Below are 24905 nucleotides of genomic sequence, written 5' to 3'. Positions count from 1 at the left end.
GACCGGACGCCCCACCGGCCGCCGCCCAGTCTGGGCGGCGGCCGGTGGCACGCGGTCGGCCTCTGTCAGCAGGTGAGGTTGGAGCCTGCGGGGACGCCGAGAATGGAGGTGAACGAGAGGTAGTCGTTCACCCGGTCCTGCATCTCGGCGGTGTTGGCGCCGTTGCACTCGACGCTGCCGTTGATGCTGCGGATGGTCTCGCCGAAGCCGGCGCCGTTGACCATGGCGTCGTGGGCGGTCATCGTGCCGGGTCCGGTCTGGGTGTTCCAGTACCACAGACCGGTCTTCCAGGAGGTCGCCGGGTCGGAGGCGACCAGGCCGGGGTTGTCCAGCAGGTCGATGCCGAGGGCGTCACCGGCCGCCTTGTAGTTGAAGTTCCAGCTCAGCTGCATCGGACCGCGGCCGTAGTAGGCGTACGTGCCGGCGGGGCAGCCGTAGGGCTCACTCGCGCAGTAGTTCCCCGACTGGTCGACCTCGTTGATGTAGACGAGGCCGCCGGTCTCGTGGTCGACGTTGGCCAGGAAGGCCGCGGCCTCCTGCTTCTGCACGGTGGCGCTGCCGGTGGTGGCGAAGCCGGGGTAGGCGCTCAGCGCGGCCACCAGACCGCTGTAGGTGTAGAAGGAGTTCCGGTTCGGGAACATCTGGTCGAACTGCGCCTCGCTGACCACGAATCCGCCGGAGCCGCCGGTGCCCTCTCCCCCGGAGCCGCCGGTGCAGCTGTAGGGGGACCAGTACCAGGTGCTGATGGTGGGGTCGTAGCCCGGGTTGTCGTGGGTGGCGATGTAGTACTGGCCGTTGGGGGTGTACTGCACGATGGCGCCGGTCGCGTAGGACTGTCCGGCCACCCAGGCCGGGTAGTCGCAGCCGCCGGTGCTCCCGCCGCCGGAACCGCCGGAACCGCCGGAACTGCAGGCGCCCTGGTCGGCCCAGACGTCGGCCACGCCGGGCGTCTCGCCCTGCGTCCACCACTTCGCCTGCCAGTTGTCGCCGTGGTACGAGGCGGTCATGCCGCCGGTGTAGACCGCGCTGGAGCTCCAGGCCGCGGCGCAGTCAGCCGCCATCGCGGGGGTCGCGGCGCCGAGGACGGTGAACGAACCGAGGATGCCGACCAGGACGGTCAGCAGCGCCGCGATTCGCCTGCCGCGGTGGGGCGTTGGGGACACGGATCGCATGGGCCACTCCGGGTGTGGGGGTGAGTGGAGACCCACAGCAGCAAAGCGCTATTGGTCCAGACCAGTCAAGAGCCGCGAGGCGATTTCTGACAGAACACGACCAATAATCCCTTCCGTTGTCGCGCAGGGCGCCGCACACCGTATGAGGGGCGCGGCGGGGCCGCGGCGGCCCCCACCACCGCGCGACACTTCCGACACTTTCACAGCATCGCCGTCACGATTCCGCAACTGGCTGTTACCTTGGCCCGAACACAGGGGAGTTGGCATGTCGGACGGACAGGACGCGCAGGTCGTCGTCATCGGCGCGGGCCCGGCGGGCTCCGCCACCGCGGTGCATCTGGCTCGCGCGGGTGTGGACGTCGTGCTGCTGGAGAAGGACGAGTTCCCCCGGGACAAGGTGTGCGGCGACGGACTCACGCCGCGCGGCGTCCACCAGTTGCTCCGCATGGGCGTCGACATCACGACACCGGGCTGGCGACGGAACCGCGGTGTGCACGTCCACTGCGACGGCCGCGAGATCCAGGTCGACTGGCCCGACACCGGGCGCTATCCCGACTTCGGGCTCACCCGCAGCCGGCACGACTTCGACGAGCTCCTCGCCCGTCACGCGGAGGCCGCCGGCGCCCGGCTGCACACCCGCACGAAGGTCACCGCCCCGCTGAAGGACGCCGCTGGACGCGTCACAGGCGTCACCGCCACCTCCCCCGACGGCGAACCGGTCGCCTACCGGGCCGCCGTCGTGGTCGCCTCGGACGGCGTCTCGGCCCGCTCCGCCCTCGCCACCGGCTGGCCGCGCGACACCCGCACCCCGATCGCCACCCGCCGCCCGCCGCTACTACCGCACCGACGCCTTCCACGAGGACGAGCGCCTCCACCTGTGGGCGGACGTGAGCCGCGCCGGCGACGAGGCCGCCCTGCCGGGCTACGGCTGGCTCTTCCCGCTCGCCGACGGACGGGTCAACCTCGGTCTCGGCGGCGTCCCCCACCGCCGGCACGGCGCCACCGACCTGCGCGCCACCTTCCAGCAGTGGGTCACCAGGCTGCCCGGGGACTGGAAGCTCGACGAGTCCGCCGCGGCGTCCCCGCTGCGCAGCGCCGCGCTGCCGATGGGCCTGAACCGCCGCCCGCAGTACCGGGACGGCCTCCTGGTGGTCGGGGACAGCGCGGGCATGGTCAGCCCGTGGAGCGGTGAGGGCATCGCCCAGGCCATGGAGGCCGGCGAGATCGCCGCGGACGCCGTCACGCTGGCCCTGACGCGACCGCCCGGCACCCGCAGGGAACAGGCCCTGCTGCACTATCCCGCCGAGGTCGACCGCCGCTGGCGCGCCCACTACCGGCTCGGCAACCTGGTCGCCGAGCAGGTCTTCGCCCGCTACGGCTACCGTCCGCTGCTCAACCCGGCCGTGATGGGGAGCAAGGCGACGACCCGTCTGCTGGCCAGGCTCTTCGCGCACCTGCGCTCCTGAGGACCGACCGCACCCGGTCACGGCTCCCGTTCCCCCCCGACGCCAGCGACGGGTCGCCAGGCCGTCCAGGGTGAGGTCGAGCGTCCCAGCTGTGGCCGTGGGGGTTGCTCTCCGTCGCGTCGATGGCGGGCAGCGCGTCGATCACGCCGTACTTGGTGGTCACGCAGTCCAGGAAGAGGCGGGCCCAGGCTCGCAGGACCTCTAAAGGCGGCTCCTCCGCCAGGGCGGCTCGGCCGTCGGGGTCGTCGTCGACGTCACGCGCCGCGAGGACCTGAAGCGCCTGACCCGACGCCTGCGTCGACCGCGTCGGCCGGCTCGACGTCCTGGTCTCCAGCGCGGGCACCATGGCGGTCTCGCCGTTCGACGAGCTGCGCCAGGACGACTGGGACGCCGTGGTCGCCGCCCACATCACGGGCCTGCCGAACGGCATCGCGGCGGCGCTGCCCACCGGGTCGGCGTCCCGAACGCCGGGGCCCGCGCTGAACCCCCCACCGCGCAGGCGCGTAGGAGAGCAGGAACACTCCCGACGAGAAAGGGAGGGACCATGCGGCTCCATCCCTTCGCCTCCTGCGCGGTCGCCGCCGCTGCGGCGCTCGGCGCGGGACTGGTCACAGTAGCCTCACCCGCCGGCGCGGCCGGCATGCCCGGCACGGCCGGCAGCGGCTTCGTCACGCCGCTGACCCACAACCAGAAGCTGGCCTCCACGGTCCCCGCGAACGGCGACGTGAACCCGTACGGCGTGGCGGTCGTCCCCGACAGTCATGGCCGGCTCGTCGCGGGCGACGTCCTGGTCAGCAACTTCAACAACGCGCCCACCGCCTCCGCCCATAGCGGCCAGCAGGGCCGGGGCACCACCCTGGTGCAGGTCTCCCCCGACGGGAGGCAGACGCTGTTCGCCCACATTCCGAACGGCACCGCCCCCGGCGGGGTGGGACTGACCACCGCGCTGGTGGTGCTGCGCTCCGGCTGGGTCGTGGTCGGCAGCCTGCCGACCACGGACGGCAGCTCCGCCACCATGAGCGGCGGCGCGCTGATCGTGCTCGACGCCGGAGGTCACGTCCGCGAGACGATCACCGGACACGGCATCGACGGCCCCTGGGACGCCACCGCCCTGGACAACGGCGCCAGCGCCGACCTGTTCGTCAGCAACGTCCTGAACGGGATCACGCACGGGCAGCCGGCCTCCACCACCAAGGGCGACGTCGTGCGCCTCGCGCTCGACCTCGGCGGCGGCATGCCGCAGGTGCGCTCCAGCACGGTGGTCGCCGACGGCCTGTCCGTGCACACCGACCCGAACGCCCTCGTCGTCGGCCCCACCGGCGTGGCCCTCACTCCCGACGGCACGCTCTTCGTGGCCGACACCGTCAACTCCCGTATCGCACGCATCCAGGACGCGGTCACCCGCACCTCCCCCGTCGACGCGGGCGCGGCCGCCACCACCGTGGCCTCCGGCAGCCCGCTGAACGGACCGCTCGGTCTGGCCCTGGCACCGAACGGAGACCTGCTCACCGTCAACGGCGCCGACAACAACCTGGTCGAACTCACCCCGGGCGGCGCCCACGTCGCCACCCGTGACCTGGACCCCAAGGACCAGCCCGGCGGTGCCCTGTTCGGCCTCGCGGCCACCGCGCACCCGCGCACGGTCGACTACGTCAACGACGACAGCAACACGCTGAACATCCTCCACTGAACCTCGCGCGCGGGCGCGACACACCTCGGCCCGCCGTCACTCGGACACCGCGGCGGGCCCGGGACAGGACACCCTGCGCCCGCCGCGCCTCAGCACACAGCACGTCCGCACACAGCACGTCAGGAGTCCACGCCATGAACCTCCAACCCGGCCCCGCGAGCACGACCCGCGTCGACGGCCCGACCGTCAACCCGAGCGCCGGCTCGGCCCACGGGGCCGCCGACGCGAACGCCGTCCAGGGCCGCGGCTCCGCCGCGCTGCTCGCGCGGGGTGTGGCGATCGTCGCGCTCGCCGGAACCGCGCTCGTCCACCTCGTCCAACTCCCGGACACCGCGCACCAGATGCCGGGGCTCGCCGTGCTGTTCGCCGGTCTCGCGCTCACCGCTGCGGGCCTGGCCGTCGCCCTGGTCCGCACCGACAGCCCGCGCCTGTGGCAGGCCACCGCGCTCACCGCCGGCGCGGCGCTCGGGGGCTATGTCCTGACCCGCAGCACGGCGGTCCCCTTCGACAACGGCGACGTCGGCAACTGGCTCGAACCCTTGGGCCTGGCAGCGCTCTTCATCGAGGGAGCGCTCCTCGCCCTGTGCTGCTTCCGGCTGCGCCTCGGCCCGGCCACCGCCCCGGCACGCGGCACCACCCTCTGAAGCACCCGCGCGTTCAGCCGAGGTTGACCCAGTCGCGCAGGGGGCGGTCGTCGTGGACGCGGGTGTCGGTGTGCTGTTCGCCGTCGGCGATGCTGACGGTGCGGACGCCGCCGGGGTGGAAGGCCCAGAAGTGGCTCTTGCCCGCCGCGCGTTGCATCGTGGGGACGGGCAGGAAGGCGTCGACGCGGTCGATGCCCGTCAGGGACGGCCACAGGTCCAGGCCCGCGTCGTCGCGGAGGCGGGTGTCGGTGTGCCGGTCGCCGTCGGCGATGGAGACCAGCCGGTAGACCTGGCGCTCGCGCCCACCCGCGGCGACGGTGTGGAAGACCCAGTACCAGCTGACGCCGCCCACCCGTTGCATGTCCGGCACCGGCAGCACCGCGTCGACGCGGGAGACGCCCGCCAGAGAGCGCCACAGGTCCAGGCCGCGGTCGGCGACCTCGACCTTGGTGGTGTGCGCGGCCCCGTCCGCGACCGAGACGATCCGGTAGACCTGCGTCCCGGACACGGTGTGGAAGAGCCAGTACCGGCTCCTGCCCCCGACCCGCTGCAGGTCCGGGATCGGCACGATCGTGTCCACCGAGCTCACACCCTCCAGCGCGGGCCAACCGGCGAAGTCCTGGGTGGGCCGCAGCACGAGGTCCGTGGTGTCCTGGCCGTCCGGCAGCACGACGGTCCGCAGCCGGTCCCGCTGGAACATCCAGAAGTGGCTGGCCCCGCCGACGCGTTGGACATCGGGCACGGCCAGGAGCGCGTCGACGCGGGCGGCGGTCGGTGTGCCGCCCGGCAGCCGGCCCTGGGCGAGCGCCTTGAGGGCGCTGATCGAGGGGGCGAAGGCGTAGACGGCGCCCTCGGTACGGACGAAGCGCCGGACCTCGAGCGGAGTGGTCGTCCGGCCCGTGCCGTCCGGTGCGGCGCTCTCGTAGTGGAGCACGCCGGCGTTCTCGTCCGGCAGCCGTCCCGCGATCATCCCGTCGGGGCCGGGCTTGGCCTTGCGCCCGGGAGGGAAGTCGTCGGTGTTGATCCAGTGCTTCTGGATGAACTCGAACTGCTCGACCAGATCGGCCTGGTAGCAGACGAAGAGCAGGCCGCGCGCGGCGTCGGGGCCGCCCGCGGTTCCAGAGGTCGGGTCGAAGGGCTGGCCGTAGGGCGCGCCGCGGCGCATGATCCGCCGGGCGTCCATGAACCTCTCCGGCACCGGGCCGCCGTCGACCAGGCCGTCGCGCGGGGCGGACTGCCGCAGATGGGAGAAGAGCGGGGTCCGCAGTCCGTCCGGGTCGTCGGCGAAGCTGAGGTCGTTGTCGTTGGTGGCGGACGGGTCGTTGACCGGGTCGTGGGTCGGGCACGTGTGGACCGGGGCGCCCGAACGCCAGCGGCCGACCATCCTGGCCGCCAGCCACTCGACGCCGGCGTTCGCGGGCACGGCCCCCTTGACCTGCTTCAGCGTCGCCAGCTGGTCGGCCACCTGGGCCCACCAGCCGGGCACGTCCTGCGCGAGGCGGCGGATCACCTGGAAGGAGCCGTCGGTCATCCACGACGGCATGTCCGCCGCGGGGTAGCGGCGGCGGTCGCCCTCGACCTCGACTCTGGGGTGGCCGACTACGAACTCGCCGGGCGGGACGAGCCGGGTGCCCGGGTGCGCCTTGGCGTAGCCCTTGCGCCGGGGGTCCTCCTCGTCGTAGCCCGCCACGCCGGGCTCGCTGACGCCGTCCTTGAAGCCGAAGTGCTCCTTGCCGCGGCGCTCCCCGGTCAGAGTGGCGGCGTTCTGCTGGAACACGATCACCGCGGCGGCGCGGGTGGCGGCTTCGCGCTGCGCCTCGATGGCGACCTGGAGGTCCTCCGGCGCGTCGGAGGCGACGGTGAGGACGGCGTGGATGGTCCGGCCGCCGTTGTGGCCGAAGAGCCAGTGCTCCCGGGCGCTGTCGTCGACGTCGCCGAGGTCCACCGCGCGCTCCCAGGCCCCTGCGGCGAAGGCCTCCAGCGTGGTGCCCTCGGGCGCGCGCGGAACGGGCGCCGGGTCGCCGGAGAGCAGTTGGATGCCGGGGTGGGTGAAGCTGACGCCGAGCCAGGTGGCTTTCAGCGTCTCCGGATCGTCGCCCCCCGAGGTCCTGCGGGCCGAGCTGAACCTGCGGTTGAACGCCGCGACCTGTCGGGTGGTGGCGATCTTCGGGGTGAGATCGGCGAGCCAGGCCTGGGCCCGCGTCCGGTCGACGAACTGGAGGAAGAGCAGGCAGACGAAGTCCTTGCGGAAGCCCGCGATGACGTCGCCCTGGATCTCGGTGCTGTCGCGCAGAGGCAGGGGCGGGGTGGCGGACGTGGTGGTCATGGGAGCTCCGCTCGGAGTGGTGCGCGGGATCGGCTCTCGGGCGGCCGGGGGTGTGCGGCCGCCCGAGCGGGGTGGTCGGCGGCGGGTCAGCCGTTGGGGCTGAGCTGGATCCACTTCGCCATGCTGGGCACGCCCTTGGCGTCGAGAAGGAACAGCATGTAGTAGCCGGGCGGCGCGGCCTCGGGTGACGGCGGCGTCTTCAGCAGCAGCTGACCGTTGGACCGTTCGGCGATCGGCAGTTCGAGGTAGCGCTGGCTGGTGTCCACCGAGTGCGTCGAGGTGATCGGCGCGAGCAGGACGGCCTTGGTGACGGTCGTCGAGGTGGTGTCGACGGGGAAGAACCGGTTGTAGCCCTGCGCGCGGGTGGGCACGTCGGTGAGGCTGGGACGCGGGCCCTGGAACAGGTACGGCGGCTCGTAGATCTCGATGGAGCCGTTGGCGTTCGGGTTCTTGATGTCCGGATTGGTGGCGAGCTCCTGGAGTTCGTCGCCGGTGACCATGACCCGGCCGTCGGGCAGGATGACGGCGTTGGAGTGGTAGCCGCGCGGAATACGCTGGGCGGGCCCCAGGGTCCAGGTGCCGTTTGCGTCCCGCGACTCGGTCTGACGGTACTTCAGGTCGGCGTTCGGGTTGAGGTCGCCGAACCCGTAGTCGCGGATGCCGTACGAGCCGTTGACGGTGAACAGGTTGCCGCCGGGCATGATGAGCGTGTCGTCCATGGCCCGACCGAAGGCGCGCGGGGTGCTCTTGGTCCACCGGCCGCCGGAGAACAGGTAGGTGTTCGGGTCGTCCCGGTTCCCGCCCAGGATCAGCACCGAGTTCGGCCCCGCGGTGCCGTTGGGCAGGGCGACCGCCGAGCCGTACATCCGCAGTCCGCCGTCGGGGCGGTTGGGCAGCTGGGTGCGCGTCTCCTTGACGGGGTCGAAGAGGAACTGCTGGTCGGCGTCGCGACCGAAGCCGTAGATCTTCCCGTCGTTGAGCGAGAAAAGGTGCGGGTAGTCCATCCGGTAGGGGGCGTCGGCCTTCTGCCACTGGTCCACCGGGTTGTTCTCAGTGAAGTCCCGGCCGTAGGTGACGTCCGTCCCGGCCGCCGGGAAGCGCTCGATGATCGGGGTGGCCGTGCCCCAGCCCAGCTCGGTCTGGCCGGACATGATGGTCTGCCGCCCGTCCGCGCCGGTGACCACGGTCGGGTACCAGCGGCCGACGGACATGTCCTGCTGGCGGAGCCACTTCTCCGTCCACGGGTCGAAGACGAACGAGAAGCGGGTGCCGGCCCCGTTGTTGCCGCCGAAGTTGCCGCCGAAGACCGCCACCATGCCGTTGGGCAGGTAGGCGTGCCCGGCGCAGAACAGCGGGGCCGGGCGCGGCTGGTCGAGCCCGTCGTCCACGTTCACCACCGGCGGCGGCACGGCCTTGAACGCGTTGGGCCCGGTGCCGAGGCTCGGGTCCCACAGGTAGGCGCGCCCGGCGTTCTCCTTGCCGATCGTCTGCGTCGGCGCCGGCTCCTGCTGGGGGTTGGTGGTGATCCGCTCGAAGGAGAACAGCAGCACCTTGCCGGTGGGCAGCAGGGCGATGTGGTCGCCGAAGTCCGGGGAGGGGAAGAAGTCGGTGAACCGCCCGAACCGGCCCAGGTCGGTGTACTTGGCGTTGAGCGCGGCCTGCGAGTCGGTGAGCGTCTTCAGGCGCAGCGCACGGATCGGGTCCGGATAGTCGCCGACCCCGCGCAGGCTGCGCGCGCCGGGGGGCTGGTCGGCGGCGTAGCCCCGGGTGGACGGAAGCGCGGTGGACAGCGCGGTCGTGGTGCTGAGGGCGAGAGCGGCGCAGGCCACGAGCGCCGCGGACAGTCTGTGTCGCATGGAGAGGGACACTCCTTTTCGTAGCTGACGGCAGCCAGACAAGCAGCCGCAAGGACCGTTCGTGTGCAGACACGCGCGGCGCAGCCGAGAAGATGAGCGTGCACATGCTCAAATGGCCGTGCATTCGACCCGTCGACAGAACGGACGCCGAAGTGACCCCCAACCCCAGCCGCGCGGCCCTCGCGGCGGCAGCCACCGCGCTGCTCCTGCTCACCAGCGGCGGCGGCGCTCAAGCCGCCGGCACGCCCGGCACGCCCCGGGCCATGCAACCCCACGCCGTCATCGGAAGACTGATCCCCGGCGGTGCCGACGGCACCGAGCACAGCCTCATGTGCCCGCCGGACGAGAACGTCCTCGGCGGCGGATTCACCGTCTCCGCCCCGCCTGGACGCCAGCTCGCCCCCACGCCGGACGACGTCCTCTCCAGCCGCCCCACCGCTGACGCCACCGGCTGGACCGTCGCCGTCGACAAGGCCACCCTCGCCCGCCACAACGAGGCGACCGAGCCCGCCGACCTGACCCTTCAGATCGTCTGCACCGAGGGCCAGACCGCTCCCGGCGACTGACCCGCACGGCCCCGACGCGGCCCCTGCGCCCGAACGCGCAGGGGCCGACCGTCTCGCCTCTCGCCTCGGTCCAGCCGACCGGGTGCCGGTCGAAGTACGCGAACGCCTCCGGCGCGGACTTCAACGCCTCGGACTGCTGGTGAGCCGTGGCCGTGGAGGCTCGTCGCACGCCCTGCTGCGGCGCAGCCTCGGCGTCCACGGCCTGATCTGCAGGCCCCCCGCAGATCGTCGTCCCCCCGCCCCGTGCGGGCTGAGCCACCTTCCTTCCCCGGCGTCCGCGTCACGCCTCCCCCGCGTACTGCGGCGGCACGACGACCAGCGGGCCGTGCGTGCGGTGGACCAGCGAGCGGGCCGTCGAGCCCAGCACGGCGTCGCGCCAGCCGCTGCGCCCGTGGGTGCCGACGACCAGGCAGCGCGCGTGCCGCGCCGCCTCGGCGAGCAGATGGGCCGGGTAGCCGGTGAGGACCTCCTGCTCCACCTCGACCTGCGGATACTTCTCCCGCCAGCCGGCCAGCGCCTCCCCCAGGTCCAAGCGGGACTCCTCGTGGAACCCCTCGCGCGCGGCCTGGTGAGGGCGCCTCACCTCGACGGCGACCAGCCGGGCGCCGTTCAGCGCGGCCTCCTCGTACGCGTAGGCGACCGCCGCCTCCGACACCGCGGAGCCGTCCACCCCGACGACGACCATGCCGCCGTGCTCCGGCAGCGGCTCCAGGAGCCGTGGCACCAGGGCGAGCGGACAGGCGAGGCGTCCCAGCAGGCCGGCTCCGCGGCTGCGGACGAACGGCGACTCCACCTCGCTCAGCAGGCGCGTCCCGACCACCACCTGGGACGCCTCGCCTCCGAACCTGCGCAGGACGTCGTGCGGGCGCCCCTCGGCCACCAGGACGCTCACATCGAGTTCCGGGCGCAACTGCAGCGCCTCCGCCCGCGCCGTCTCGACCAAGGCCTGTCCGGCGGCCCGGAAGTGCGCCGCCCACAGGTGTCCCGAGCCGCCGGGCTCCACGTCCGGGGAGACGGCCGAGGGCCACTCCTGGGCGTGGACGATCAGCAGCGGCAGGGTCCGGGCGGCCGCCTGGTCGGCCGCCCACCGGACCGCCCACACCGTTGCCGGAGACCGGGACACACCGACGAGGACGGGTTCACGCGCGGCCGGGACGTTCATCGGGAGGCTCCTTCCGGGTCGAACTTCCGGGTCGAACTGGCACCGCCGTTCAGCGGCTGGCCGGCCTCGGGAACGCCGTCGGCAGGGCTGCCCGCTTGACCACGCCGACCTGCGCGCCCGACGGGGCCGCCGGTGCAGCGATTCACCACCCGCTCCGCCGGCCCTCGGGCCTGTCGCCGGCCGCTGCTCCCACCCTGCACCCCGGGCCGGGCCCGCCGCTTGGGCCGGGCCGTCCCCCGGGCCAGGGCCGAACGGCCCGTAAGCCTCCGGGCACGTGGCGCGCAGGACTTCACGGAGCCGCAACAGCCGCCGTCAGCCGCTGGATCGCCTCGTCGACCGTGGCGCGGGGGCAGCCCAGGTTGACGCGCACGTAGCCGTGGCCCTTGAGTCCGAACTTCTGTCCCTTGTCCAGCCACAGGCGGACACGGGTGAGCATGAAGTGGTCCAGGGCCGGGCGTCTATCCCGAGCCCCGACAGTTCATCCAGGCCAGGTCCGGCCTTCCGGAGATCGGGGATCGTCCGGAACGGGATGCGGACCACGGCCTCACCGTCAGGGATCCCGGGCTGGTGGTCGGGGGCCGGGTTCGCGGTGATCCGCGCCAGAAGCGCGGGGAGCAGGAGCCGAAGGGGCGTCAAGCCGTCCGGAATCCGCGAGTCGGTGTGGCCCGGCCGCGGGGGCAGACCGGCGCCGGTGCCGCACCGCCTGCCACCCGCCGCACAGCAGGTGCCGGTGCCGGGGGGCGGGCGGTGCGGGGGCCGTCAGGGGGTCGGGAGGGCGCCGCCGACCAAGGGCACGGTCAGGGACGACCGGGTCAGGTCGACGGTGAGCTGCGGGTGGGTGTCCGGCGGGTTGATGAGGCCGTTGTCGGTACCGGCCACGATCAGGGCCAGCCGGTGTCCGGCGGGGATCACGTGGTCGCTCGGCGCGAGCTGCAAGGTCATCGTGTAGGGCTTGCCCGGGGTTAGGCTCCCCGTGTGGTCCAGCCCGGCGTAGTGACCGAGGTCGGCCCAACCGCGGCTGAACACCGTCGCGTTCACCACGATCGTGTCGGCCTTGGTGTCCAGGAAGCAGGCGCTGTCCCCGGCGGTGCTCTCGCCCCAGCACGAGCGGGTGGTGAGCGTGGTGATGCCCTCTGCGTCGCCCAGGTAGTTGCGGATGGTGGCCGGACCGAGGTCGACGAGCACCGCGCTGAGACGGGCGCTGCTGGTGCTGGAGCTGACGGTCAGCGTCAACGAGCCGCTGCCGGAAAGGTGCAGGGCCCGGCGCAGCGGGCCGGTGGTGAAGGCGGTCTTCTCCGCAGTGGCCTGGCCCACCTCGGCGGCCCAGTCGTTCTCGCCCTTGCTCGGGTCGTCGGTGAAGGAGACCTTGCCGCTGTTCGCACGGCCGCCCAGCACGCCGGGGTTGAGGTGCACAGCGGTCCTGGCGGTGCCGGGGGCAGGCCAGGCGGCCTCGGTGGTCCAGTGGTCGGGGGTCCGCTCGATGTCGGCGACCGGCTGCTTCTGGACGCCGTTGTCCACGCCCATGAGGTAGTGGTCGAACCACTGGTGCAGGGTGTCGACCCAGGAGCCGCGGCGGTAGTCGAAGGGGTCGACGTGCCCGGTCTGCGACAGCCAGATCTTGCGGTCCACGCCAGTGCTCGACAGCGCGTTCCACCACTGCCCGAAGTTGATGTCGCGCACGTTGAGGTCCTGCATCCCGTGCACGACAAAGACGCTGGCCTTCACCTTGTGGGCGGACAGGACGTAGTCGCGCTGCTGCCACAGCGCGGACCAGTCCCCGTCGGCCGGTGAGCCGGCCGCCAGCGCCTTCTGCTCAGCGCCGCAGGTGGCCGCGTCTCCCGGGTCCTCGACCTCGGCGGCCAGGTCGGCGGGGGTTCCGCTGTAGAGCGGGGCGCCCTGGGAGCGGTAGTAGTCGTACCAGGAGCTGATCGCGGAGATCGGCACGATGGTCTTCAGGCCCGCGACGCCGGTGGCAGCCACGCCATTGGCGACGGTGCCGTCCCAGGATTTGCCGATCATCCCGACCGAGCCGTTGCTCCAGGTCGGCGCGACGCGGCCGGTCCCGGCCCGGGTGCTGTAGCCGGTGGCGCGGCCGTTCAGCCAGTCGATCACGGCCTTGGCGCTGGTGATGTCGGAGGGGCCGCCGACGTCCACGCAGCCGTCGGAGCGGTTGGTGCCGGCCAGGTCCACCAGCACCACGGCGTAGCCGCGCGGGACGAAGTAGTTGTCGTAGAAGAGCGGGAACCGGACCGGGCGGCCCTGCGCGTCGTAGGTCTTGACCTGGCTCTCGTTGCCGCGCCCGCAGCAGGAGTAGTACGGGCTGGCGTCCATGATCGTGGGGATCCTGACGCCGGCCCGGGCCGGCTCGCTGGGCCGGATGATGTCGGCGGCGACCCGGTCGTGGTGGCCGTCGTGGTTGCCGTCGAGCCCGGTGTCGACCCAGACGGTCTCGCGGATCGCCTTGGCGTAGGAGTAGACGGGCTGGCTGGCGCCGTTGCGCACGGGGCCGGCCCAGGCCGCGCTGGCAGGGGTCGCCAGCAGCGCGGCGGCGAGGGCGAGCAGCAGGGTGGCGATCATCGCCACCGGACGTATGCGGTGAGGTTTCACGACCGGAGACCTTACCCAGCCATGCGCATGACATTCGCTCACGACAGGTGCGGCCTGCGGGCCGGCGCGCCGAGGGGCCCTGCGCCGGGCCGGTCGACCCCTACCAGGTTTGGTTCAGGGGAGAGGGCGTTGTCGTGCCGGGCGATCAGGCACCAGGACGGCGCGGTCTTCCAGCCGGCTCCCGTGGCCTTCTCGGCGAACGCCGCCGCCGCGATGGGCCGTTGGGCGAGGCTCATGGACAGGGCCAGCTCGGCGGGAAGGTCGGCGCAGTACGACTCGTGGAAGCCGTCCGCGTCGATGTACAGATCCGGGCCGCCCGCGGCGCCGTGCGCCTCGTGTCCGCAACGGCGGGCGCGCCGCATCGAGATGAGCACCAATGCCAGGACGCCCTGGCATAGGCTTCACACCCGGAAGATCTCAATCCATGGCCGCCGTACCAGGGTCGCCCACGGCGGCCGTGAGGAGAGCGAACTGATGGCACGCAGCATCGCGACCAACACCAAGGTCGGGCGTGACGACCTGCTGGAGTTCGTCCGCCCGCGCCACCGCATGATCCTGATCACCCGGCGCGCCGACGGGGCGCCGCAGGCGTCCCCCGTGACCGGCGGGGTCGACGACGCCGGACGGATCGTCATCTCCACCTACCCCGAGCGCGCCAAGACCCGTAACGCCCGCATCCGCCCCGAGGTCAGCGTCATGGTGCTGTCCGACGCGTGGGACGGTGCCTGGGTGCAGGTCGACGGCCGCGCCGAGGTGCTCGAAGCCGCCGACGGAGCGTCCGCGCTCGACGCCTTCGTCGAGTACTTCCGCAACATCTCCGGCGAACACCCGGACTGGGCCGAGTACCGCGACGCGATGGTCCAGCAGGGCAAGGCGCTGCTGCGCGTCACGCCCGACCGCTGGGGTCCGATCGCCACCGGCGGCTTCCCCGCCCGCCTCGGCTGACCGGCGCGGCTCCCGCGCAAGCTCCCGCTCCCGCGCAGGGCCCGGAGCGGCGCCGGCATGGGCTCACTGGTGCGGGCGGGCGTACACGGCCACGAAGTCGCGGCTCGACGGCTGGTAATAGCGATCGGCGGGGCGGACGAAGTTGACGAGGTTGTGCGGGGTCGGGTCGGCCGCGTCGCGGGATCCGTCGTAGGAGATGAAGGACGGCCAGCTGAGGTTGATGTCGAGCATCATGGCCGTGACCGCGCCCGCGCGCTGGAGCAGCACCGCAAGCGTCTGCACGGACAGGACGCGCCCGCCGACGTAGATGATGTCGCCGTTCTTGTCGACGCCGACCCCGGAGCGCGGCACGAACGGCATGCCCTGATCGGTGAATCCCCACGTAGCCGTGCCGCCGTTGTAGACGTCCGAGGTGACCTGGCCGTGGGCGACCAGCGGCACCAGGCACTGGCGGACGCCGATCACGTCCGGCGTCATGCCCACGTCCTGTCCCCACACGCCGATCCGCAGCGATCCGTTCTTGTAGAACACCTCCGAGGCGGCGCCGTCGCGCAGCGTCCCGACCGTTCGGCCGTCGAGGTAGAACCCGCCGTGGGAGTCGCCGTTGGACACCTTGAAGCCGCCGTTGTAGGTGGCGACCAGGCCGTGCCGCTGCCCTGCGGGGACCGAGGCTGGAACGCTCCAACTGCCGCCCGGTTCCTGGAAACCGGGGTGGAGCGCGAACGACAGCGCACTCTGCTTCATCCACACCACGCCCACCGGGAACGAGGTGTACTGGGTGTCGGGGCGCATGGTCGCGCTCTGGACCACGGGCTGGCCGTGCTCCTCGACCAGCGGGCTGAAGTCCCCCTCCCCCGGCAGCGGCGGATCGACGAGCGTCCGGACGGGCGGGTGCAGGGTGATCGCCGACTTGCGCGCCAGTTCCTGCTGCTGCTGCGCGGCGCGCATCCGCGCCAGCGCGTCCGGCGGTACGCTGCCTCCGGCCTTGGGCGGCGTGTACGTCTGCACCTCGAGCCAGTTGATCGCCCAGTTCAGTCCGTGATCCCGGCCCCACTCGGCCAATCGGGCCGCGGTGCTGTCGGTTCCCGGAGCCGCCAGCGCTCCGTACACCGAGTAACCGGTCCACAGGGCGAGCACCAGGACGACCGCGAGGACGCCGCGCAGGACGCGCCGCGCTATCCAACGCCGGTGCGTGATCGGCCCTGCCACGCGACGGCGACGTATCCGCAGGCCCCATCGAGCACGCCGCGACAGACGCGACGGGGGCGGCGGGGGCGGCGGATCCGCCACGGCCCGCGCGGAGGCGGAGGCGTCCGGTTCGGTCGGGTTCTCAACCTCTTGTTCCCGCATGACGCTCCGCCTCTCCCGCCTCGAAGGCTGCCTCGAACAGGTATCCGCCGGACCCATGCAACCCGGGGCGGTCCGGGCTCGCCAGTCGAGCCGGTCCGGCGTCACCCCTTCGGTCACCCCTCAGGTCACCCCTGTGGTCACCCCTCTGGGCGGTCCGATGGGCGCCGGGCGGACGGCGGGCCTAGCTTCGGAGGGAAAGGCGATGCGGGCCGGGCCCGCACAGCTCAGCGCCCGGTCCGAAGGGATGCGAGGTCGCACGCATGCTGGACGACGTCTCCGCAGCCCGCCCTCCCGCCACGCCGCAGCGCCGCCGCCTTCGGCGGGCGCGGCTCCTGGGTGCTGCGGCGATGGCGCTGTGCGCCCTGTGCGCGGCGCTGATCGTCGTTCTTGGCCTGCTCGGCCCCTCGGCGGCCGAGCCCTGGTTCGGGCCGGCCGGGAAGGCGCCGCCGTGGTTCGTGCGGGCCCACCCTCAGGACCTGCTGGTCTACGTCCTGGTGGCCCTGGTCCTGCTGCTGGGCGCGGCGGCGGTGGTCGCCGGGATCGCCGCCGCGCGACGCGGGTGGTCGCCGTCCCCGGCCAGGCTGCTGCTCGGTAGTGGCGCGGCCGTGGCCGCGCTGACCTGCGTGCCCCCGCTGGGCACCACCGATCCGCTCAACTACGCGGCCTACGGCCGGATGGCCGTACTCGGCCTCGACCCCTACCGGACGACACCCTGGCAGCTGGCCCGGGCGGGCGACCCGGTCGGCAAGGTGGCGGTCGCCGAGCCGTGGCTGCACGTCCCCTCCGTCTACGGCCCGCTGGTCGCCGGGACCCAGTGGGCGGCCGCCGCGCTCGGCGGGCCGTCCACGCAGCGCGTCGTGTGGCTGCTGTCCCTGCTCAGCGCGGCCGCGTTCCTCGGCGTCGGCGCGCTGCTGCTGCGACTGGCGGGACCGGATCCGGGCCGCCGGGTGCGGACCCAGCTCCTGTGGTCCCTCAACCCGGTGCTGTGGTGGAACCTGATCGTCGGCCAGCACGTCGACGTCCTGGGGGCGTTCCTGGTGGCCTGCGCGCTGCTCGCGCTGCGGCGCTCCCCCGTCGTGGCCGGACTCGCGCTCGGCGCGGCCGCGGCCGTGAAGCCGACGCTCGGCGCGCTGGTCGTCCCACTCGCCTGGAGTCTGCGCCGGGACCGTCGCTCGCTCGTCCGGGCGGTGGTCGCCGCCCTCGCGGTGGCGGCGACCGGCTACGCCCTGGCGCTGGACGCGCTCCGCAACGCCGCGGACGTCAGCGAGCGCGTCACCATCGGCACGGCGTGGATCCTGGGCGAGCAGCACGTGCTCGTACCCGCCTTCGGCACGCCCGGGGCGCGCACCGCGACCACCGTTCTGGAGCTGCTGCTGATGGCGGTGCTGGCGGCGCTGCTGCTGCGCGCACTGCCGCCCGTCCAGGAGAACGACCTGGTGCGGTCGACCGCCCGCACCATGCTGGCCCTCGTCGCGGCGTACCTGCTCACCACGGCCTACGTCCGCCCCTGGTACGACTGCGTCGCCTGGGTGCTGCTGGCCCTGCTGCCGCGCTCCTGGTTCGATCTCGTGTTGCTGGCGCACACCACGCTGCTCACCCTGCCGTTCGACCCCGGCCGCCCGGTCACGCTGCATCCGCACGGGCTCGGCCGGGTGGCGTTCGAGGTCGGGTACCGGCTCGTGCCCGTGCTGCAGGCCGCGCTCGTCGCCCTGGTCGTGTGCGTCTGCCTGCGCCGGATCTACCACCGCCCCCCGCTGGACACACGCCACCACCCCCTGCGGCAGTGACCGCGTGAGCCGCCGGCCGCAGCCTGCTCGCGCGGCGACGGCGGGGATCGCGTCGGCGAGCTGCGCCGAGGGGTGGGTTCGGCGTCGACCGCCCGTACTCCTCGGCCCTTCAGCAGCTCGCAGACCGTCGACCCGAGTGCTCGACGTCGCCCGTGGTCGCCCCGGCCGCGACCTGCCGGGACGGGAAGTCCGCCGCGATCTGCCCGGGGTGCCTCCTCCCAGGCGGTGATTGCGCGCGGCAGGCGGTCGTAGGTCTCGTCGTCCAGGCCCGACTCGCCGGAGCCGTAGTGAGGCTTCGTCATGCTGATCCTTGTGGTGACCGGCACTGACAACAGCCGGGCGCGCTCTGCCCGTCACCCGAAGGGCCCCGGTTCAGGGGGGCATCCGGGTGGCTGCCCTCCGCGCCCGCATGCCCACGCGAACCCCGTGGGCGAGGCTGGACGCGCCCGGCACACCGGCCCGGCACTCCGGTTCCGCCCGGCGGCGGCAACGTCACCGGCCCGACGACCGCACGGAGAGCTCCCTTGATCACCGTCACTCTGCTCGTCCTGCTGACCCCCTTGTTCGTCCTGCTCGTGTGGCTGACCATCGAGAGCTGGGCGACCCGGTCGCGCAGGCGCGCCGCAGCGCCGGTCGTCCTGACGAGCGAGCCGCCGCACGCGCAGGATCCGGAGCAGGAGCCCGAGCAGGAGCCCGCTGTCCGCTGATCGGACGACATGCGGGGCCGGTGGCATGCATCCGCTCCCCGTGCCGGGTCTAATGACGGAAACACCAGCGGTCGGCGCTCCGTCCCGGGCATCCCGAAGGCTTCGCGACGGCACGGCAGCGCCGTGGAGCGGAGGCATGCGATGGGTGACACGGGCGTGGCCACGGGCGAGCCGCCGAAGGACGCCGGTCCCGGTCCGCGCGGGCGGGAACCTGGGGCGGACGGTCACCCCGGCGCGTGCGGCGTGGCCTCATGAGCGCCGCCCCCGACCGGAGGGCCGCCGCTGCCGCCCGCAAGCGGTCCGTCCCGGCCAAGAAGACCGCCGCTGCCAAGAAAGCGGCGCCGGCCAAGCGGGCGGCCCCCGCCAAACCGAGTGCGGCGGCCGAGCCGCGCCCACCGCGCCTGACGCCGGCTCAGCGCGCCGAGCTGGGCGAACGCGCCCGGGCCAAGGTGCCGCTCGCCGAACACGAGCAGTTCGGCGCGGGCCCCGGCCGGGAGGATCCGGTGGCGATCCTGGAGCGTCAGGCGCAGTCACGGGTGCCGGAGCTGGTGCCGGTGCGCTACGGTCGGATGCTGGTCTCGCCGTTCACCTTCTACCGCGGGGCCGCCGCGGTCATGGCCGAGGATCTCGCCGGGACGCCCGTCTCGGGCCTCACCGCCCAACTCTGCGGCGACGCCCACCTGTCGAACTTCGGGCTGTTCGCCTCCCCCGAGCGGCGCCTGATGTTCGACGTCAACGACTTCGACGAGACCTACCCCGGCCCGTGGGAGTGGGACGTCAAGCGGCTGGCGGCCAGCCTGGAGATCGCCGCGCGGGAGAACTCCTTCTCCCGCAAGGAACGCCGCAAGATCGTGACGGCCGCGGTCCGCGGCTATCAGAAGGCCATGGCCGGTTTCGCCGGCATGCGCAACCTGGACGTCTGGTACGCCAGCGCGGACGTGGAGGAGGTGCGCAGCCTGCTCGCCTCGCACCTGAACAAGACCCGCAAGGCCATGCTCAAGGAGGGTGTGGCCAAGGCGCAGGCCCACGACAGCCTGCGTGCCTTCCGCAAGCTCACCGAGACGGTCGACGGGCAGCGGCGGATCATCGCGGATCCGCCGCTGATCGTGCCGGTCGCCGACCTGCTCCCCGGGGACCTGCAGTCCACCTTCCACGCGGTCATGCAGTCGCTGCTGGCGCGGTACCGCTCCACCCTGCAGTCGGACCGGCGAGTGCTGATGGAGTCCTTCGAGCTGGTCGACATGGCGCGCAAGGTGGTCGGGGTCGGCAGCGTGGGGACGCGCTGCTGGATCGCCCTGTTCACCGGACGCGACTCCGACGATCCGCTGTTCCTGCAGATCAAGGAGGCCCAGCGCTCGGTCCTGGAGGACGTCGTCCAGGGCGGCCCGAGCTTCGCGAACGAGGGCGAACGGGTCGTCCACGGCCAGCGGCTGATGCAGGCCGCGAGCGACATCTTCCTCGGATGGGAGTCGGCGGAGGGGATCGACGGCCAGCGGCGGGACTTCTACATCCGCCAGCTCGCCGACTGGAAGGGCTCCGTGGACATCGAGCAGCTGGTCCCGACCGGGCTGGCCATGTACGGGCGCCTGTGCGGGTGGACCCTGGCCCGCGCGCACGCCCGTTCGGGCGACTCGATCGCCATCGCCGCGTACCTGGGGGACGACAAGACCTTCGCTCAGGCCGTCGCGGAGTTCTCGGCCCTGTACGCCGACCAGAACGAGATCGACTTCGCGGCGCTGCAGCAGGCCGACCGCGAGAACCGGATCACCGTCGAGCTCGGCCTGTAGGACGGAACCCCATGACCGAGCAGCCGGAGCCCCCACCGCCGCCGTCACAGCCGCCGTCGCCGGAGAGCGCCCGGGTGTTGGGCCCGATCGCGCGCTACGAGCAGGGCGTCCTTACGCGCATCCAGGACTTCCAGGATCCGCGACAGGAGTGGCGGCGGCTCTTCGCCGAGCTGTTCGGCACCTTTCTGCTGGTGCTGGTGGCCGCCGGCGGCGGGATGACGGGCAAGGCCTTCCCGGGCGCGATCAGCAACGCCGCCGCGGTGGTCGCGCCCGGGCTCATGGTCATGGCGATCATCCTGTTCATGGGCAAGGTCTCGGGCGCGCACCTGAACCCGGCCGTGAGTGTCGCCTTCGCCCTGCGGCAGGACTTCCCCTGGCGGCGGGTGCCCGGCTACGTGGTCGTGCAGCTCGTCGGCGCCACGCTGGCGGCGCTGTTCCTGCGCGGGGTGGTCGACGTCTCGGCCCGCTACGGGGCCAACCAGCCCGCGCACGGCTACTCGGCCGTGGCCGCCTTCTGGATGGAGTTCGCGCTGACCACGGGCCTGGTCAGCGTCATCCTGGGCACCGCGTCCGGGGCGCAGAACGTGGGCATCATCGGCGCGTTCGGCGTCGGCGGCTACATCGCGCTGGCCGGGCTGTGGGGCTTCCCGATCTCGGGCGCGTCCATGAACCCGGCACGCACCTTCGGCCCGGACCTGGTCGCCGCCGCCTTCCCCGACTACTGGGTCTACGTGGCCGGACCGCTGGCGGGCGCCGCCCTCGCCGTCGCGATCGCCTACGTGCTGCGTGGCAGGGGCGGCGGGGCGTCCGGCGCGGCCGCCGCCCAGGGCGACCTCTTCACGGACGTGCACGAGCCGGGCAAGCCGTGAGGTCACCCGGCTCTCAACCCACGGGGTGAGGCGAATCAACCCGGGGTCCACTCCGGGGCCGAGGTGCCGCGCTGCCGCGATCGGCACGCTTGAAGCCATGACGACGACGACTACCTGAGCCCGGCTCGCGGTGGTGCGCGTCAAGGCGCGCCGGGCCCCCGGGCTGGTGGCCGCCGCGCCGCGGGCCTGATCCGGTGGCCGCGCGCCCCGGCCCCGGCCTCGTCGCCCTCCTCGGCCCCGGCAGCCCCGTCGGGCCGAGTGCCCCGATCCTTCGGATCACGGCGGATCTTGGGGAGAGCACGTCGATCGCGGTCAGCCCGCGTCTGGGCGCGGCGATCGACCGTGCCCGGGTGCGGCGTGAACAGCGCGCCCGGCTTCTGCGTCCGGCGGTCTGGTGCATCCTGATCGCGATCCTCGTCCAGTCCGCCGTCGCCGCCCCGGCACCTGGGTCACACGGGACGCGCCTCGCCGTCGCGCTGCTGCTGGCGGGTTGCCTGCCGCCGCCGGCGGCCGTGGCCTGGGGCCGCTGGGTCGTCACGACCCCCGCTCCTGTGTGGCCTTCTGTCCGACCGTCACCGGCTTCGGAATCGCTCTCGGCGTGCTCCAGGACGGGTCGACGACCGGCTGACCGACCCCGCCTAGACCTTGGACCCGGCCTCACGCACGACGCGGTGGCGCAGGAGGACCAGTCCCGAGCCGAAGGTACGCGTCTCCAGGAGTTCGAGATCGACCCGGCGCTCGTCCCGGGGGAAGAAAGGAATGCCGCCGCCGACCAGGACGGGGCAGACCCTGGCCCGGTACTCGTCGATCAGGCCCAGCGCGGCGGCCTCGGCCGCGAGGGTCGCGCCGCCGATCGCGATGTGGCCCTCCCCCGGCTCGGACCGCCACCGCTCGATCTCCTCCGCCACGCCGCCGGAGGCCAGGCGCGCTTGGCCCCGCACCGCCGAGAGCGTGGTGGAGAAGACCACCTTCGGCAGTGGATTCCAGAGCCCGGCCCACTCGCGCATCGGCGCCGAGAGCGACGGATCCTCGACGGCGGTCTCCCAGTACAGCATCGTCTCGTAGAGCCGGCGTCCCAGCAGGTAGACGCCGACCTCCCGGATCTCGTCGGTGACGAAGCGGAAGACCTCCCCGTCGGGCGCCGTCCAGCCGAAGTCCCCGTCCGGTCCGACGATGTAGCCGTCCAGCGAGACGTTCATCGAACAGATCACGGTGCGCATCGCCGCTCCTCCTCGGTCACGGGTCCGAGTCACGGGTCCGACCCTACGACCCGGACAGCCGAAGGGGGCGGAACTACTTGCCGCGGCCGCTGACGAAGTCGCGGGCGCGGTCGACCAGGCCCAGGCCCGGCGCGAGCAGCTTGTTGGCCGGAGGCGTGTCGGGGGCGGCCGGATGGGGCCGGGTCGGCGCACGGTCCTTGGCCTTGCGGACCTGGTCGCCCAGCGTGTCGAGCTTGCCGGGGCTGCAGGTGTCGGCGAGGGCAGGGAACAGGTGCGCCTCCTCGTCGGCCAGATGGGCCTTCACCTCGGCGATCAGCAGGGCGAGGGTCTCGTCGAACCGACGGTCGGTGACCTCCACGCCCTCCAGGACCTTGAGCAGTTCCTCCGCATGCGCGTGTTCCTCGAGCTCCCGGTCGGCCAGCGCGTCGCCGTCGGGCAGATAGGTGCGGACGGCGGGGTACAGGTACATCTCCTCCGCGACCGAGTGGCGCACCAGCTCGACGGTGAACCGGTCCGCGATCGCACGGCGCTCGGGGTGCCCCGCCGGAAGGGCCTGGATCTGCTCGAACATGGACTCCACCTCGCGGTGGTCGGTGGTCAGCTCGACGATGACGTTGCCGCCGTGGCCCATGGCTCCGCCGCCTTCCTCTTCACGATTCCGTTTCACGGGATGGACGTGCTTCGCGCCTGCCCCCTCCGCGCGGCCTGACACGTGCGCGTCGGTCGCCCGCGCCGACCCGGTGGCGACATCGGGGGGCGGGGGTGAGCCTGGTAAGGGTCCGCCGGCGGCGCCGGGTGCGTGCGCGGGCACACGAATCCAGGGAGGCAGGCGATGGAGGCAACGGCGCAGATCGGCGTGACCGGGCTGGCGGTGATGGGCCGCAACCTGGCCCGGAACTTCGCCCGCAACGGGTACACGGTGGCGGTGCACAACCGCACGCCGTCCCGCACGCGGGCGCTGGTCGAGGAGTTCGGCCACGAGGGGACGTTCGTCCCGGCGGAGTCGCTGGAGGACTTCGTGGCCGCGCTGGAGCGCCCCCGCAGGCTGCTGATCATGGTGAAGGCGGGGAAGCCCACCGATGAGGTCATCGAGGAGTTCGCGCCGCTGCTGGAGGCGGGCGACATGATCATCGACGGCGGCAACGCGCACTTCCTGGACACCCGCCGCCGCGAGCGGGCGCTGCGGGAGCGCGGCATCCACTTCGTCGGCACCGGCGTCTCCGGCGGCGAGGAGGGCGCGCTGCACGGCCCCTCGATCATGCCCGGCGGCTCCGCGGAGTCCTACGCCGTCCTCGGCCCCATGCTGGAGAAGATCAGCGCCCATGTCGAAGGGGACCCGTGCTGCACCCACATCGGCACCGACGGGGCCGGGCACTTCGTGAAGATGGTGCACAACGGCATCGAGTACGCCGACATGCAGCTGATCGCCGAGGCCTACCAACTGCTGCGCGAGGTCGCCGGGTTCACCCCGGCCGAGATCGCCGAGATCTTCCGCCGCTGGAACAAGGGGCGCCTGAACTCCTACCTGATCGAGATCACCGCCGACGTCCTCGCCCACACCGACCCCGAGACCGGGCAGCCCTTCGTCGACATCGTCCAGGACGCCGCGGAGCAGAAGGGCACCGGGCGCTGGACCGTGCAGACCGCCCTCGACCTCGGCTCCCCCGTCACCGCCATCGCCCAGGCCACTTTCGCCCGGGTCGCCTCCTCCCGGGCCGAGCTGCGGGCGGCCTACCGGCCGCTGGCGGGCGGCACCGAGCAGGAGCTGCGCCACCACGAGGCGGAACGCTTCACCGACCAGGTCGAGCAGGCCCTGTACGCGTCGAAGATCATCGCCTACGACCAGGGCTGGACCATGATCCGCGACGGCGCCGCCGAGTACGGCTGGAACATCGACCTGGGCGCGGTGGCGAGGATCTGGCGCGGCGGCTGCATCATCCGCGCCGCCTTCCTCGACCGGATCCGCGCCGCCCACGCCGCCAACCCCGGCCTGGTCAGCCTGCTCGCCGAGGAGGGGTTCGCGAAGGAGATCGGCGACGCCCAGGTGCCCTGGCGCGAGGTCGTGGCCATCGCCGCCCACCGCGGCATCCCGGCGCCGGCCTTCACCGCCGCGCTCGCCTTCTACGACACCCTGCGCAGCGAGCGGCTGCCCGCCGCGCTGATCCAGGGTCTGCGCGACTTCTTCGGCGCCCACACCTACCACCGCACCGACCGCGAGGGCGTCTACCACACCCGCTGGGCCGAGCCCGGCCGCCCCGAGGTCCGGACGGACGCCGGGACGTCGTAGGCGCGGACGGCTCGCCGCCCGCTACTACGAGCGCTACGCGGACCACGCGGCCTCCCTCGCCCGCCGCGTGGTCTACCTCGTCACCGGGGAGCACGCGGACCATGCGGACCGTGCGGACAGCGCCCTGGCCCTGGCCGGCTAGGGCAGGCGGTCGACGGCCCCGGAGAGGGATACGTCACACCGGGTGACGCAGAGATCGACACGGGCCCTGCTCTAGCATCCTGATATGACGGTCCTGCCCGACGACGGGCTCTCCCTCGCTGCCGAATTCCCGGACGCCACCCACGCCCAGTGGCAGAGCCTGGTGTCGGGTGTGCTGCGCAAGTCCGGGAAGGACGTGTCGGGTGCGGAGGCGGGGGAGGCGCTGGCGACAGCGCTGGAGGACGGGCTGGTGGCCGCTCCCCTCTACGTCGCGCCGGACGCGGCCCCCCGCCTCGGCTACCCCGGCTTCGCCCCCTACGTAC

21 protein-coding genes and 3 pseudogenes are annotated in these 24905 nt (G+C 72.9%); 14 read left to right on the top strand and 10 right to left on the bottom strand.

Annotated elements, in window-relative coordinates; translation table 11 throughout:
* Positions 1-65 precede the first annotated feature (65 nt).
* Positions 66-1163: a glycoside hydrolase family 19 protein gene (locus TR48_RS20570; RefSeq protein ID WP_304941227.1), complete on the bottom strand. Its 1098-nt coding sequence runs from the start codon at positions 1161-1163 to the stop codon at positions 66-68.
* On the opposite strand from TR48_RS20570, the pseudogene TR48_RS46990 reads away from it, so the two are divergent.
* The 5 genes and pseudogenes from TR48_RS46990 to TR48_RS39015 form a co-directional block, all read left to right on the top strand.
* Positions 1102-1926, top strand: a pseudogene (locus TR48_RS46990) (NAD(P)/FAD-dependent oxidoreductase); the annotation flags it as partial. The gene TR48_RS20570 and the pseudogene TR48_RS46990 overlap by 62 nt on opposite strands.
* A 133-nt stretch (positions 1927-2059) precedes the next feature.
* Positions 2060-2638: a hypothetical protein gene (locus tag TR48_RS46985; protein WP_052442820.1), complete on the top strand. Its 579-nt coding sequence runs from the start codon at positions 2060-2062 to the stop codon at positions 2636-2638.
* Between the two features lie 344 nt (positions 2639-2982).
* Positions 2983-3255: a hypothetical protein gene (locus TR48_RS45640; RefSeq protein ID WP_236652238.1), complete on the top strand. Its 273-nt coding sequence runs from the start codon at positions 2983-2985 to the stop codon at positions 3253-3255.
* Positions 3183-4328 (top strand): NHL repeat-containing protein, encoded by a 1146-nt coding sequence (locus TR48_RS20555; RefSeq protein ID WP_042369446.1) that lies wholly within the window; start codon positions 3183-3185, stop codon positions 4326-4328. The genes TR48_RS45640 and TR48_RS20555 overlap by 73 nt, the downstream gene beginning before the upstream one ends.
* Positions 4329-4462: 134 nt before the next feature.
* A complete protein-coding gene (locus tag TR48_RS39015) occupies positions 4463-4972 on the top strand; it encodes a hypothetical protein (RefSeq protein WP_052442819.1) in 510 nt (169 codons plus the stop codon).
* A gap of 13 nt (positions 4973-4985) precedes the next feature.
* Here TR48_RS39015 and TR48_RS20545 read toward each other — a convergent pair whose 3' ends face one another.
* Both TR48_RS20545 and TR48_RS20540 read right to left on the bottom strand, forming a co-directional pair.
* Positions 4986-7298 (bottom strand): Dyp-type peroxidase, encoded by a 2313-nt coding sequence (locus tag TR48_RS20545; RefSeq protein ID WP_052442818.1) that lies wholly within the window; start codon positions 7296-7298, stop codon positions 4986-4988.
* Positions 7299-7384: 86 nt separating this feature from the next.
* Complete coding sequence (locus TR48_RS20540) at positions 7385-9154, bottom strand: galactose oxidase early set domain-containing protein (protein ID WP_042369445.1); 1770 nt, start codon at positions 9152-9154, stop codon at positions 7385-7387.
* A gap of 152 nt (positions 9155-9306) precedes the next feature.
* On the opposite strand from TR48_RS20540, the gene TR48_RS20535 reads away from it, so the two are divergent.
* A complete protein-coding gene (locus tag TR48_RS20535; RefSeq protein ID WP_042369444.1) occupies positions 9307-9720 on the top strand; it encodes a hypothetical protein in 414 nt (137 codons plus the stop codon).
* A gap of 280 nt (positions 9721-10000) precedes the next feature.
* On the opposite strand, the gene TR48_RS20530 is transcribed toward TR48_RS20535, so the two are convergent.
* The 4 genes from TR48_RS20530 to TR48_RS20520 form a co-directional block, all read right to left on the bottom strand.
* Positions 10001-10882, bottom strand: a complete 882-nt coding sequence (locus TR48_RS20530) for a universal stress protein (protein ID WP_042369443.1) — start codon at positions 10880-10882, stop codon at positions 10001-10003.
* Positions 10883-11171: 289 nt separating this feature from the next.
* Entirely contained in the window at positions 11172-11318 is a 147-nt protein-coding gene (locus TR48_RS40670) for a hypothetical protein (protein ID WP_201777141.1), read from the bottom strand.
* A gap of 323 nt (positions 11319-11641) precedes the next feature.
* Positions 11642-13459 (bottom strand): Xaa-Pro dipeptidyl-peptidase, encoded by a 1818-nt coding sequence (locus TR48_RS20525; RefSeq protein ID WP_152628065.1) that lies wholly within the window; start codon positions 13457-13459, stop codon positions 11642-11644.
* A gap of 68 nt (positions 13460-13527) precedes the next feature.
* Entirely contained in the window at positions 13528-13863 is a 336-nt protein-coding gene (locus TR48_RS20520; RefSeq protein WP_152628063.1) for a hypothetical protein, read from the bottom strand.
* A gap of 100 nt (positions 13864-13963) precedes the next feature.
* Between TR48_RS20520 and TR48_RS20515 the strand changes: the two genes are divergently transcribed.
* Entirely contained in the window at positions 13964-14434 is a 471-nt protein-coding gene (locus TR48_RS20515; RefSeq protein WP_042369442.1) for a PPOX class F420-dependent oxidoreductase, read from the top strand.
* Positions 14435-14497: 63 nt separating this feature from the next.
* Here TR48_RS20515 and TR48_RS20510 read toward each other — a convergent pair whose 3' ends face one another.
* Positions 14498-15643: a phosphodiester glycosidase family protein gene (locus tag TR48_RS20510; protein ID WP_042369441.1), complete on the bottom strand. Its 1146-nt coding sequence runs from the start codon at positions 15641-15643 to the stop codon at positions 14498-14500.
* A gap of 401 nt (positions 15644-16044) precedes the next feature.
* Between TR48_RS20510 and TR48_RS20505 the strand changes: the two genes are divergently transcribed.
* From TR48_RS20505 to TR48_RS20490, 4 genes are all read left to right on the top strand, one after another.
* The gene (locus TR48_RS20505) at positions 16045-17571 is read left to right on the top strand and encodes an MptA/MptB family glycosyltransferase (protein ID WP_042369439.1); all 1527 of its coding nucleotides are present in this window, start codon (positions 16045-16047) and stop codon (positions 17569-17571) included.
* 524 nt (positions 17572-18095) lie between these two features.
* Positions 18096-18278 (top strand): hypothetical protein, encoded by a 183-nt coding sequence (locus TR48_RS20500; protein WP_042369437.1) that lies wholly within the window; start codon positions 18096-18098, stop codon positions 18276-18278.
* A 251-nt stretch (positions 18279-18529) separates the two neighbouring features.
* Positions 18530-20065 carry a DUF2252 domain-containing protein gene (locus TR48_RS20495; RefSeq protein ID WP_084729590.1) on the top strand — a complete coding sequence of 512 codons (1536 nt, stop codon included), beginning with the start codon at positions 18530-18532 and terminating at the stop codon, positions 20063-20065.
* Between the two features lie 11 nt (positions 20066-20076).
* Entirely contained in the window at positions 20077-20934 is an 858-nt protein-coding gene (locus tag TR48_RS20490; RefSeq protein ID WP_084729589.1) for an MIP/aquaporin family protein, read from the top strand.
* Between the two features lie 638 nt (positions 20935-21572).
* Here TR48_RS20490 and TR48_RS20485 read toward each other — a convergent pair.
* Together TR48_RS20485 and TR48_RS20480 are read right to left on the bottom strand one after the other, a co-directional pair.
* Complete coding sequence (locus TR48_RS20485; RefSeq protein WP_042369432.1) at positions 21573-22154, bottom strand: dihydrofolate reductase family protein; 582 nt, start codon at positions 22152-22154, stop codon at positions 21573-21575.
* Between the two features lie 73 nt (positions 22155-22227).
* The gene (locus TR48_RS20480) at positions 22228-22785 is read right to left on the bottom strand and encodes a hemerythrin domain-containing protein (RefSeq protein ID WP_042369430.1); all 558 of its coding nucleotides are present in this window, start codon (positions 22783-22785) and stop codon (positions 22228-22230) included.
* A 201-nt stretch (positions 22786-22986) separates the two neighbouring features.
* Here TR48_RS20480 and gnd point away from each other — a divergent pair, with 201 nt between their 5' ends.
* The 3 genes and pseudogenes from gnd to TR48_RS20470 form a co-directional block, all read left to right on the top strand.
* The gene (gene gnd, locus TR48_RS20475; RefSeq protein WP_042369428.1) at positions 22987-24441 is read left to right on the top strand and encodes an NADP-dependent phosphogluconate dehydrogenase; all 1455 of its coding nucleotides are present in this window, start codon (positions 22987-22989) and stop codon (positions 24439-24441) included.
* 10 nt (positions 24442-24451) lie between these two features.
* Positions 24452-24583: pseudogene (locus TR48_RS45635) on the top strand (phosphate signaling complex protein PhoU); the annotation flags it as partial.
* 84 nt (positions 24584-24667) lie between these two features.
* Positions 24668-24905 (top strand): annotated as a pseudogene (locus TR48_RS20470) (methylmalonyl-CoA mutase); the annotation flags it as partial.

Source organism: Streptacidiphilus neutrinimicus (assembly GCF_000787815.1).
GTDB classification, from domain to species: domain Bacteria; phylum Actinomycetota; class Actinomycetes; order Streptomycetales; family Streptomycetaceae; genus Streptacidiphilus; species Streptacidiphilus neutrinimicus.
The sequence above is the reverse complement of the archived record's forward strand: the minus strand, read 5'-3'. Positions and strand labels throughout refer to the sequence as shown.